This is a genomic window from Nitratireductor thuwali (assembly GCF_036621415.1).
In the GTDB taxonomy this organism is placed as follows: domain Bacteria; phylum Pseudomonadota; class Alphaproteobacteria; order Rhizobiales; family Rhizobiaceae; genus Chelativorans; species Chelativorans thuwali.
In genome coordinates, this window is sequence record NZ_CP030941.1 from 2,915,845 (window position 1) to 2,928,478 (window position 12,634).

Sequence of the window (12,634 nt, forward strand, 5' to 3'; positions counted from 1 at the left end):
CGGTAAATAGGAAAGATTACAGCCCAAGTCCGCGCCCTCTGCCGAGGTGGATGCCGTGGGTAAAGGCGAGTTCTCGGCCAAGGCTGCGACCTGATTCGAACGAGATGCCTAGTTCTCGCTTGCGATTGGCGAGCAGTGATTCCAGTTGCGGATCGCGCTCCAGACTCTTGGCCATGCTGCCCATCTCCATCCGCGTGGATTGGTAACCGGACATGTCGCCTGCCTGATACTGGCGCTGGCTGGTCCGGTCGAGCTTCTGCCAGCGTTCCACGAAGCGGTCGGCGCGGCGCTGTGGATCGGTGCGCAGCTCGGTTTCAAGCTGGAGGGCGCGGATGGCGCGGTTGACCTTGCCTGATCCAGCCTCGCGGGCAAGGTCTCCGTCTTTGGCGTAAGCGGCTTCGGCATCCTGCCACCCGTGAGGCCGCACATCCTCGAAGTCCTTGCGGGCATCGTTCAATTCCTTCACCTGTTCTGGGCTCGCCCTGCCGCCCATCTCCTGCGCCTCGGAGATCGCGTCCACAGCGCCGGCGTGACGGATGAGCGCCCGCGTGCGGGCTTTGCGCAGCGCCGCTTCCGGGTCTTCCTCCTCCATTCGTTCCGGCCGCATGGAGTCGCGCTGCGCGGCCGCTACATCCGCACTTCCCCTCTCCGGCCGCTGCGCATCGGCAGGACTAGGCACACTGTCTCCGGGGGAGTGCAATCCGTCGAGCAACCTGTCTATCCTGTCGCGGACCTGCTCGGGCACGACCTTTCGCATGATCTCGGCGACGCGGGCGCGGAAGGTGATGCCGCGACGCTCGGCATAGTCCTGCGCCGGGTCAAGCTGCTCATAGTCGGTCGCCATGTCCTTCGCTCGGTCGCGCGACAGGGTGCGGGCAAGCCGATCCTGATCGGCAAAATCGTCACGGCCGTAATGCAGGTCCATGCCGTCGCGGTGGCGTGACAAGGCGACATAGCTGCCATGGGCATCCAGGCCTGGTGTCGCCAACACATGGGTGCGGTCTACCGTCATGCCCTGCGCCTTGTGGATGGTCGCCGCATAACCATGGTCGATGCGATCGTAGTCTTTCAGATCGAAGGAGACGTTGCGTCCGTCGTCGGTGCGCACCGACATGGATTGCACACTGACCTGTTCGATGGTGCCGAGCGTGCCGTTCTTCACTCCAAGCCCACGTTCGTTCTGCAGGAACATGACGCGATCCCCGCTGGCAAAGCGGCGCTCGCCGCGCTCGACCGTGAGGCGAATGTCATCACCGAGATCGCCCGCGTGCCGCATTTTCTCCCGCGCAGCTTCGTTGAGTTCGCGGACCTCGGCATTGGTATGGGTGAGGATGATGCGGCTGCGATCCGGTTCTGCCTGCCGGTCGCGGTCCCAGCGGTCGATCAGCACGTCACGTGCCTGTTCCCGGGTCTGGGCTTCATGCACCATATCATGGCTGTCATAGGCATGGATGGCATCTTGCGTTCGTCCTGTCGCCAGATAGCGCGTCGCGGCGCGCTGCCAGTCCTCGCGGTGGCGGCGCACGGTGCCGATCTCGACACCACCATGACGCTCATGGATCGAGCGGAACGCCGCACCCGCTTCAATCGATTGCAACTGCTGCGGATCGCCGACCAGAACGACTTTTGCGCCGACATCGGCGGCATGGGACAGCACGCGCTCCATCTGGCGCGTGCCCACCATGCCGGCTTCGTCGATCACAAGAACATCGCGTGACGCAAGCAAGTCGCGGCCGTTCTCCCACCCATGTTCCATGCTGGCGATGGTACGCGAGGAAATGCCTGACCCGCTTTCCAGATTCTCGGCCGCGATGCCGGACAGGGCAACGCCACGAACCTCGTAGCCCGCCGCTTCCCACGCCTCGCGCGCCACGCCCAGCATGGCGCTCTTTCCCGTCCCGGCATAGCCGACGACAATGCCAAGGTCGCGTCCGTCCGTCACATGCGCCAGCGCATCGGCCTGCTCGCCGGACAGAACAAGACCGCGTTGTTCGGCACGGGCAAGTGCCGCCTCTGTGTCTCGTTCGTTCACCTCATGCCGCTCACGTTCCGCCATCATCTCGGCGGCGCGGTGAAGGCGCTGTTCGGCGTCGATCATCTCGCGCGTGGTAAAGCGGTCCTGGCCGCGCGAATCCTTGCCGAGTTCGACCAGATCCGGCGCGTTGCGCATGGCACCCATCACCTCGTTGAACTGCTCGATGCCGTCGCTGTGGCGGTGCGCGAACATTGCCATGTCGCGCTGCGTGAAGGTCGATTGCTGATGCGTGATCGCGTCCAGTGCGACGGAAGGATCGGCGATGATGTGTTCGCCATTGTTGCGGGCGATCTCGCGGTGCATCTCCGCCCGGTCGGCGGCTTCAATGCCTTCGCCATCGATCCGTTGTGCTGGCGCACCGATCTGACTTTGCGGCTCCAGACCGATGCCCTGCGCCTCAAGGCTGCGATGGTCAATGCGGGCGTCGATGTCGAGTTCGGCCAGCCGCTCGTTGACGTGCTCGGCCCAGCGTTCGCGCCACCGCTCCACCATCTCGGTTCGGTTCCACTCCCGCACCTTCGGGCCGAAACCGTTCTCGTCCACTTCACGCATGGTGAGCATGACATGCGCATGGGGTTTGGGCATCCAATCCTCGCCGATGTCCCAATGCACATTCAGGTCGGCGATCATGCCCTGATCCACGAATTCGGCCTGCACGAAGTCACGGGCAAGCTCGATGCCTTGGCGCTTTGTCATCTCGCGCGGAATGGCGAACTCTACCTCGCGGGCAAGCTGCGCGTCCTTGCGCACCTCGAACGCTTCGACATCGTTCCACAGCCGTTCGCGGTCCGACCAATGCTCGGGTGCGTTCTCCGGCAGCAGCACCTCGGAATGGACGACGCCCCGCTTCTTCGAAAAATCCTGCACGCGGTCAATCCGCTCATCACGCAGCCGCGAGGCCGAGCGATAGGCGGCGGACGCCACCGAGCTGGAGCCTGCCTTGCGGCCAATGACCTTGACGTGAAGATGATAGATCGCCATCGCGATCCAAGAATTGGCACGGCCAAGCCCACGTCGGAACGACGTATAAGCGCGCCCTCCCTCGAAAAAATCTCGGGATGGACCGGGGCGTCCCGCACCGTCCCTGCAACATAGAAGCATTCCGCAAGGCGCTCAACTATCATCGCTGCATCAACAGCTTATGGAGGTGATGGTGCGCAAGCCACGGGACTATGATGTGGAACTGAAAGCGCTTGAGGACAAGGCCAAAGAACTCAAGACCCGCAAGGTGCAGCAGCTCGGCGAACTGGTGATCGCAACAGGTGCCGATAACCTCAGCGCCGAGGAACTGGCCGGTGCGCTGGTCGCGCTGGCGGAGACAAAAGACCCTGCCAAACGGGAGGCGTGGACGAAGCGCGGCGCGGCGTTCTTTCGCAGCAAATCGCGGCGATCTGCTTCGGCATCTGAGCGCGACACTGGCGGCGCTCCGGCGCAACCGGGCGGCGCGGAACCGGCATCAGGCGGCACAGGCGCGGCATGACATGCGCAACTGGCAAATCGAGCGCCGCAAGCGCACGCGGCATCTGATTGAACTGGGCGGCCTCGTCGTCAAGTCGGGGATCGTCGAACTGACGGGCGATAATCGCTCCACCATACTCGGGGCGCTGCTCTGGATGGCCGACAAGCTCAACAGCGAGCAAGGCGAATATGCACGCGCGCTCTGGGCCGAAAAGGGAAAGCAGGCGTTCTTGGCGGAACACAAAGGCGAGACACCAACCGTGTCACCAGGCCAGCACGGTCGGTCTTAGCCGCTGGCGGGCGGCGCGGAGACCTCAAATATCGCAGCGCTGCCCGCCAGCGCGCAGCTTGCCGCTGGGGGATCATTCCATATCCGACCTCCCGCATGTCCTTGCCGCGCCGGCCACCGTCCTTGACATTTCCAGTCTGTTAAGCAGTAACGAGTATTGTTAAAGTATCTACACGTCGGCTCGGGCCGAGACGATCATCGTCCCGATGCTCGCTTGCGCGCGAATCGGCCAATGGGCGGGTGATTTGCGTGGATCAAAATGTAGGTGCAAAAGCCAAAGCGCTATCCAACTTCGTTTGGCAGATCGCCGAGACGCTGCGCGGCGACTTTAGGCAATCCGAATACGGCAAGGTCATTCTGCCCTTCGTGGTGCTACGCCGCCTCGACTGCATTCTTGAGCCCAGCAAAGATGCCATCCTCAAAGCACACGCAAACCTGCCAGAGGGCATCGACGAGCAGACCCGCGACATGATGCTCTTCGGAGCTGTCGGCGGGAACATTCGCGTCTACAATACCAGTTCATTGTCCTTCAAAACCATCCGCTCGCAGAATCCGGCGGATGCGCACAAGAACCTTGTCGCTTACATCACGGCGTTCTCGGATTCCGTCCGCGAGGTCTTTCTCGAAAGGTTCCTCTTCACCGATCAGCTAAAGCGGTTGAACGAAGCCAGCCTTCTTTGGAAGGTGTTCGAGCAATTCGCCACGCTTGATTTGACACCGCCGCTGCCGGCGAAGCCCACCGAGGGAGTTTCCACCCTTGTGATGGGCTACCTGTTCGAAGACCTCATCCGGCGCTTCTCGGAAATCTCGAACGAGACAGCGGGCGAGCATTTTACGCCGCGCGAGGTCATCCGTCTGATCGTTGACCTTCTACTAGTCAACGATTCACAGGCACTCACTGGTAAGGGCATCATCCGCCAAGTATATGATCCGGCATGTGGTACGGGCGGAATGTTGGCACTTGCCGAAGAGGGAATGCGCGATCTCAACCCGGACATCCGGGTCGAACTTTTCGGCCAGGAGCTCAACGGCGAGTCCTTCGGCATTTGCAAGTCGGACATGCTGGTCACTGGGCACGACCCGGAGAACATCGCTTTCGGCAACACGCTGACGCATGACTCGCATAAGGATCGCAAGTTCCACTACATGCTGTCGAATCCACCCTATGGCGTGGATTGGAAGAAATATCAGGAACCCATCAAGGAAGAGGCTGAGACCAAAGGCAAACAAGGCCGCTTCGGTGCGGGATTGCCTCGGATTTCCGATGGCCAGCTTCTTTTCCTCCAGCACATGATTTCCAAGATGCGGGACGACGAGGCCGGTTCACGCATCGGCATCGTCATGAATGGTTCACCGCTCTTCACCGGTGGCGCTGGGTCGGGTGAAAGCGAAATCCGCCGCTGGATGCTGGAAAACGACTGGGTCGAGGCCATCGTCGCTCTGCCGACCGACCTCTTCTACAATACCGGCATTCAGACATATGTGTGGCTCCTGACCAATAGGAAGGAACCGACGAGGCACGGTAAGGTTCAGCTTATCGACGCGTCTGGTGAGCGGTTCTGGACGCCCATGCGCAAGAACCTGGGTTCCAAACGCCGCGAAATCCGGGACGATGCCCGCGAGACCATTGCCATGATCTTTCATGAGATGGCGAACGGTGGCGGGCCGTGGGGGGAGGTGTCGAAGATCTTCAATACGACCGATTTCGGCTATCGGGAAATCAGGGTGGAACGCCCGCTCCGGCTGAACTTCCAGGCCAGCGCCGAACGCATCGAGCGGCTGAAGCTCGCCAAGCCGTTCCTCAAGCTCGATCCTGCCGAACAGGATGACGTGCTGAACGTTGTCACGAACCGGCTTCCCAACACGCTCTTCAAGGATCGGCCGGCCTTCGAGACTGCTTTGACCAAGGCGCTGAAGGGCGCGGGCGTGAAGATCGGCGCGCCCGTCAGGAAGGCTATCCTCGCCGCTCTGTCCGAGCGGGATGAGAACGCCGCCATCTGCCTCGACAAGAACGGCAATCCAGAGCCGGACCCCGAACTGCGCGACCACGAGTTGGTGCCGCTCACGGAGGATTGGAAAGAGTATTTTGCCCGCGAGGTAGCGCCTTTCGTGCCGGACGCGTGGGTGGATGAGAGCTATCGGGACAGTGCCGACAAGGGCGTCGGCCGCGTTGGCTACGAGATCAACTTCAACCGTTATTTCTACCGCTATGTTGCGCCGCGCCCGCTTGCCGAAATCGACGCCGAGTTGAAAACGCTGGAAGCGGACATTGCCAGCCTCCTGACCGAGGTGGCGGGATGAACGAGGGTATCAAGGGACGCGCGCTCGAACTCTTCTTCATCGACGGACGGCCGGACGGGATGCTGACTGCCGAGGTCTTCAACTGGACCGGTCACGTCCTGATGACGCCTCGGACACAAATCATCGAAGCCTTGAAGCGCGAGCAGGCGCGCCGCACTGGCGTCTACCTGTTGATCGGCGAACGGGAAGGCGAGCCACTGGCCTATATCGGCGAAAGTGAGGATGTCGCCGAGCGCATCCGCAACCACGACAGTCGGAAGGAGTGGTGGGACAAGGCGGTCCTGATCACCTCGAACGACCGGAATCTCAACAAGGCGCACGTCAAATATCTTGAGGCGCGGTTGATCGAGGAAGCCCGCCACGCAGCTCGTATCGTGCTGGAGAATGGCACCGATCCTGGCCGTCCGGGCCTCTCGGAAGCGCAGCGGGCGAATATGGAGGCGTTTTTGGATCACGTCCTGATGATCCTGCCTGCGCTGCGTGTCGACTCCTTCCTGAAGAACACGCGCCCAATCTCACAACGCGAGATGGGCATTGCCGCGACCGATGAAGTACCCGTCTTTGAGCTCCATGCGCGCAGGCATGGTCTTCGGGCCACGGCCCGCTTGGAAGGTGGTGAATTTGTGGTCGAGAAGGGGTCGCAGGCGCGCAAGTCTTGGGAAGGAGTCGAATCCCATTCATACCAGGCACTGCACGATGAATTGGTGAAGTCGGGAGTACTGCGAGAGGACGGCGACATCCGCGTATTCAGCGAAAACTACGCCTTCAGGAGTCCGAGCGCCGCTGCGGCCGTCATCAACGGCCGAGCCGCCAATGGTAGGCTCGAATGGAAGGTGACGGGGCAGCGGAAAACCTACGGCGACTGGGAAGCTGAAAAACTCGCCCGCGATCAAGCGGAGGGTGAGTAATGCGGCTTAGGCATGTCGTCAAAATTGGGCCGCGCCCGTTGCCGCATCAGACAGCTCTCACCGATGCAGAGGTCACGTTCGCCCCGATGGAGGCGCTAGCTGACGGCCTAGGCGGGTTGGACGTATCGCGGACGCGACCTCTCGGAGACGTGGCATCCGGTAGTTACAACTTCTTTGCGGAGGGCGATCTGCTGCTGGCCAAGGTTACGCCATGCTTCGAAAATGGGAAGAAAGCGCTGGCGCAAGGACTCAGTTGTGGTGTCGGTTACGCGACATCGGAAGTGCATGTCATCCGTACCGACACGCGCCGTATTGATCCACGATATCTGCTTTACGTTTTGTCCTCGGAAGATTTTCGAGCAGTCGGAATGGCCAGCATGACTGGTGCAGGCGGGCTCCGACGCGTTTCCGAGCACGCCATTCTCAATCACCGCGTTCCTGTCACTGATCTCTTCACTCAGAACGCCATCGCCGAGTTCCTTGACCGCGAAACCGCCCACATCGACCAACTGATCGCGAAGAAGGAGCGGCAAGTAGAGTTGCTGCACAGGCGCGCCAGACAGGCGGTTGCAGAGCTTGTGACGGGTGCGGCTGTGGAGGGCGCCGCTACCCTGCAAACGAGGCTTGATCATATTCCACGCATCCCTGCCCATTGGTCGCTCCAGCGAGCGGGGCATCTTTTCCGCCAGGTGACCGAGCCTAATACCGGCGATCTTCCCGTCCTCTCGGTCTCAATTCATCGCGGTATATCGGACAGGCAGCTTGACGATGAGGAACGTGACCGCAAGGTGAATCTCATCGAGGACCGTTCGAGCTATAAACGCGTCAGGCCCGGATACCTAGCCTACAACATGATGCGGGCATGGCAGGGGGCAGTCGGCGTTTCCTCCGTCGATGGCGCCGTGAGCCCTGCATACGTGGTCGCGAAACCGACATGCGACCTACACAGTCCCTACTACCAGTTCCTGCTTCGCACCCCACCTTTCATCGAGCAGATGCGGCAGGGCTCGAAGGGAATCACCGACTTCCGCCTAAGGCTGTATTGGGAACAGTTTCGCCTCATCATGTTGCCTGTTCCCCCGCTGGAAGAGCAACGCAGAATTGCTGGTGAAGCCGAACAGGAGCTAAACCATGCCGACGAGGCGGCGGATAAGGTCGCTCGTTCTGTTGAACTCCTGAAAGAACGCCGCGCAGCCCTCATCACCGCGGCCGTTACAGGCCAGATCGATATCCGCGAGAAACTGCCTGCCGTCACGACAAAGCCGGATCGCAGCAAGTTCCGCGTAATCGTCGGAGCCGAGATCGTCCACCGGCATCAGGGTAATCCGAAGTTCGGGCGGGTGAAACTACAAAAAGAACTCTATCTTGCCGAGGCCCATCTCGGCATAGACGGGTTGCAAGGCAACTATCTCCGCGAGGCCGCCGGTCCACTCGACCGAGCCTTGATCGACGAGACCGAGCGAGGTCTGGAGGCTGCCGGCTTCTATCGGGCAAGCCAGCGCGATGGAACCGGAACCGCCGTCACCTACGCCCCGCTTGCGAAAGCCGGGCAGCACAAGGCTGAACTGGAAACCCTGCTAGGTTCGAAAGCCAACGAACTGCGGAAGCTCATCACCGCGCTTCGCGACCTCGACCGTCGCGAAGTGGAGGCTGTTGCCACCCTCTACGCCGTTTGGAACGACGCGCTGATGGACGGCGAGGAGCCTGATGATACAGCGGTCATCAATGGGGTGCTGACCGAGTGGCACACCGAAAAGGGCGAAAAGTTCAAGGCGGATGACCTTTCCCGTTGGCTCGGCTGGATGAAGCGGCAAGGCTTAACACCGCGAGGACAAGGGCCACGCACCGCCCATACGACAACGCGGGATATGTTCGGATGAGGTATAACGCCGACATCTTCACCGAAGAGGCGATGACCCGGCCGCTCTTTGAGGAGCTTACCGGGGATCACGCACGCGAAGACGAATGGTCCGGCCCGCATGGCTTCGCCATCGGCGGAATGATGCAAGCCAATGCCGCTTCCCTGGCCGAGGAGTATTTTGCCGCCGCCAATGAGCTGGTGGATGCCATTATGGAAAAGCGCATCGCCGACTACCGTATAGGTAATGCCGCGCTTTTCCTCTATCGCCATTCCTGCGAGCTCATCCTTAAGGCGGCGTTGCCGCAGGCAAAGCGAAATCACGATCTCGTCGGCCTCACCAACAGCTTCGTTGCGATGGTCAAAGAGCAATATGGCGAGGACGTACCCGTCTGGATCACACGGCGGATGAAGGAACTGGCCGCTATCGACCCAAATTCCACTGCGTTCCGCTACGGCGCGTATAAAGCGCCAATTGACGCGGCAGATAGACCCATAGAGTTCGAAGCATATGTTAGCCTTCCGCACCTTCAAGCTGCAATGCTGGCGCTCAACACTGCGTTGGTTTCGGCTGTGTCGGAAATCAGAATGGCGCGGGGGGAACGGCCATGAACTACGAACAGCCTCCAATTTCGCACCCTTATGCCAAGGGCTTCTCGGAAGACAGCGTTCATCGCGAGGAGGTGTTGGAAGTCCATATGTGCAAGGCCCTTGTGGAACGCCAGGGTTATCGCCCCCGCCGCCCTGAGGACTATGACCGCGCATCCGCGCTCGACAAGGCGCTGGTGATCGAGTTCGTCAAGGCGACGCAGGCTGACGAATGGGCGAAGCTGGAAAGCCACTATGGCCCTTCGGCCGAAGCAGAGTTCTTCAAGCAGCTTGAGCAGGGACTGAAGCAGCGTGGCGCGCTGGACCTGTTGCGAAACGGGTTGAAGCTGGTTCCGAACCTGAAATTCTTTCTCGCGGCTTTCAAACCGGCCTCCGGCATAAATCCCGCGCTGGTAGGGTTGTTCGAAGCCAACATCCTCAGCGTCATCAATCAGCTTCGCTACAGCATCAAGAATGAGAATGCCATTGACGTTGCTCTGTTTGTCAACGGGGTTCCGGTGATCACACTGGAATTGAAGAATACGTTGACAGGCCAGACTTTCCGACATGCCGAGCGCCAATATCGCTATGATCGGGCACCGGCCAATGAGCCGCTGCTGACGTTCAAGCGCGGCGCCCTTGTTCACTTTGCCGTGGATCAGGACAACGTGTCCATGACCACCCGGCTCCAGAATGGCAAGACCCGCTTTCTACCTTTCAACCGTGGGCATAACGGAGGAGCGGGGAATCCGGACATCGAGGAAGAATTCCGCGTCGCGTATCTTTGGGCCGATCAGCCAGAAGGCCGAGCGATTTTCTCACGTGATGTCTTGCTCGACATTATCGGGAGATTTCTTCATCTCGACACGCGCAACGGCAAGGAGGCGATGATCTTTCCGCGTTTCCACCAGATTGATGCTGTTCTGAAAATGCTAGCTCATGCCCGCGCCAACGGCAGCGGCAAGAACTATCTTATCCAGCATTCGGCGGGCTCGGGGAAATCCAACACCATTGCATGGACAGCGCACCGACTCGTGACCCTTCACGACGACGGTGACCGCCCCGTGTTCGATACGGCGATTGTCGTCACGGACCGGGTCGTTCTCGACCGCCAGCTCCAAGGCACCATTGCTCAGTTCGAGCAGACGCCGGGTGTGGTCCGAAAGATCGACGGCACCTCACGGCAGCTAAAGGCCGCCATCGAGGGCCAGGCTAAGATCGTTATCACAACGATCCAAAAATTCTCGACCGAACACCTTCGGGTGATTTCCGGCCAAGGCTCACGGCGTTTCGCCGTGCTGATCGACGAAGCACACGGATCGCAGTCGGGCAAGAGCGCTCAGGCATTGAGCGATGCCCTCAGCCGCGAGGAGGAAGCGAAAACGTCGGACGAGATCGAGGAGCTTATTGCTGAATATCAGCGCCAGCGCGGCCCTCAGCCAAACATCAGCTATTTCGCCTTCACCGCGACACCTCGCAACGTCACTCTGGAACGTTTCGGCACATATGGCACGGATGGGCTGCCGCATCCCTTCCACCTATATTCCATGCGACAGGCTATCGAGGAGGGCTTTATCCTCGACGTTCTGCAAAATTACATGACCTACAAGGCCTATTACGCCTTGGAAAAGACCATCGATGACGACCCGGAGCTAGATACGCGCCGGGCACAGCGAAAGGTCGCCCGCTTTGCCGCGCTACACCCGACCGCGCTCAGCCAGAAGGTTGAAGTCATGGTCGAGCATTTCAGGAGGCACGTCCGGCCGGAATTGAACGGTCAGGCAAAGGCAATGATCGTTACATCCAGCCGCGAAAGCGCGCTCCGCTACTATTTCGCCCTGAAGGCATATATCGAGGACAAAGGCTATCCGGACCTCAAGGCCCTCGTCGCCTTTTCGGGCGAGCTTCACATCGACGGCACCACCTACACGGAAGTGGAGCTGAACGAGTTCAGCGAAACCGAGCTTCCAAGACGCTTCGACAGCCCGGATTATCAAGTTCTGATTGTGGCAGAAAAATACCAGACGGGGTTCGATCAGCCGAAGCTCTGCGGCATGTATATCGACAAGAAGTTGGCCGGACTTCAGGCGGTGCAGACTCTCTCCCGCCTGAACCGCACATATCCCGGTAAAGAGCGGACTTTCATCCTCGACTTCCAGAACACGATGGACGAGATCAAAGAGGCGTTCCGTCCATTCTATGAGGTGTCGAGCCTCGAAGCGGTCTCCGACAAAAACCAAGTTTATCAGTTGGAGACACGTATCCGCACATTCGGCTATCTCGACAGCAACGAGGTCGAGCGTTTTGCCGCTGTCTTTTTCAAGGGCACGCTTTCAACCCAGGATCGCGTTATGCTGGAAGCGCTCGTTCGCAATGCCGTGGGGCGCTTTGAGGCCGATGACGATGAAGGGCGGCAGGAAGAGTTCCGGCAGCTCTTGCGAAGCTACAAGCGATTTTACAGCTTCGTCGCGCAGATCGTGCGCCTTGGCGATACCAGTCTCGAGAAACTCTACGCCTATGCTGACTGGCTGGACCGGATGCTGCCGAGCCGAGAACAGCCTCCGGAAGTGGAGATCACCGACGAGATGTTGCGTCTGCGGGCGTTCCGCGTGCAGCAAAAAGAGGTTGGCTCCGCGTCCCTCCAGGCGGGAGATACGCAGCCACTCACAGCGATCAGCGAATTTGGGGCTAAGCCCTATACTGAGGACGAAGCCAAAGCTCTTTCCGAAATTGTGAGGTCGTTCAACGAGCGGCACGGAACGCAATTCACGGAAGAGGATTTCATCCGGTTGGAACAGGTGAAACGCAAGGCGCTCGACGAGGAGATGGCCGCAGTGCTGCGCAACAATCCTCCCGACGTATCGCGCCCGACCTTCGTTCGGCGCCTGTTGGAAGAGACGATCAAACAATATCAGCGCGATAGCAGTCTTCAGAACATCATTATGACCAACGCTGAGGATCGCGACCGGATATTCAACCACCTTTTCAGTCGAGCCTTGCGCGAGGTGCGTGAAACACAAAATCCCTGATTGGGTCAGAGGACTATAGCGTAAACGTAGTACTATCGGTCGCGGCACGCCATAAGCCGCCGATAGCCCTTCATAGTCCGTTATTGCCCCCGATAGCCGCCCGTGACGGGAACGCGCGGGCAGAGAAATTCCGACTGGATTTGAGTGGCAGCGGAAGAGTGCTTCCAC

At 59.9% G+C, this 12,634-nt stretch carries 8 protein-coding genes; 7 read left to right on the plus strand and 1 reads right to left on the minus strand.

The genetic code is table 11. The features are described from left to right. Nucleotides 1-16: 16 nt before the first annotated feature. Nucleotides 17-3,016 (minus strand): Ti-type conjugative transfer relaxase TraA, encoded by a 3,000-nt coding sequence (traA, locus tag NTH_RS14185; RefSeq protein WP_338530614.1) that lies wholly within the window; start codon nt 3,014-3,016, stop codon nt 17-19. Nucleotides 3,017-3,188: 172 nt separating this feature from the next. On the opposite strand from traA, the gene NTH_RS14190 reads away from it, so the two are divergent. From NTH_RS14190 to NTH_RS14220, 7 genes are all read left to right on the plus strand, one after another. Beyond that, nucleotides 3,189-3,515, plus strand: a complete 327-nt coding sequence (locus NTH_RS14190) for a conjugal transfer protein TraD (protein WP_338531920.1) — start codon at nt 3,189-3,191, stop codon at nt 3,513-3,515. Nucleotide 3,516: 1 nt separating this feature from the next. Next, nucleotides 3,517-3,783, plus strand: coding sequence for a conjugal transfer protein TraD (locus NTH_RS14195; RefSeq protein WP_338530615.1), 267 nt, complete (start codon nt 3,517-3,519; stop codon nt 3,781-3,783). A 248-nt stretch (nt 3,784-4,031) separates the two neighbouring features. After that, nucleotides 4,032-6,083 carry a type I restriction-modification system subunit M gene (locus NTH_RS14200; protein ID WP_338530616.1) on the plus strand — a complete coding sequence of 684 codons (2,052 nt, stop codon included), beginning with the start codon at nt 4,032-4,034 and terminating at the stop codon, nt 6,081-6,083. Beyond that, complete coding sequence (locus tag NTH_RS14205; protein WP_338530617.1) at nt 6,080-6,991, plus strand: GIY-YIG nuclease family protein; 912 nt, start codon at nt 6,080-6,082, stop codon at nt 6,989-6,991. The genes NTH_RS14200 and NTH_RS14205 overlap by 4 nt, the downstream gene beginning before the upstream one ends. A gap of 149 nt (nt 6,992-7,140) precedes the next feature. Beyond that, entirely contained in the window at nt 7,141-8,871 is a 1,731-nt protein-coding gene (locus NTH_RS14210) for a restriction endonuclease subunit S (RefSeq protein ID WP_338530618.1), read from the plus strand. After that, nucleotides 8,868-9,461, plus strand: a complete 594-nt coding sequence (locus NTH_RS14215; RefSeq protein ID WP_338530619.1) for a hypothetical protein — start codon at nt 8,868-8,870, stop codon at nt 9,459-9,461. Before NTH_RS14210 ends, NTH_RS14215 begins: the two co-directional genes overlap by 4 nt. Next, nucleotides 9,458-12,466 carry a type I restriction endonuclease subunit R gene (locus NTH_RS14220; RefSeq protein ID WP_338530620.1) on the plus strand — a complete coding sequence of 1,003 codons (3,009 nt, stop codon included), beginning with the start codon at nt 9,458-9,460 and terminating at the stop codon, nt 12,464-12,466. The genes NTH_RS14215 and NTH_RS14220 overlap by 4 nt, the downstream gene beginning before the upstream one ends. The last annotated feature ends 168 nt before the right edge of the window (nt 12,467-12,634 follow it).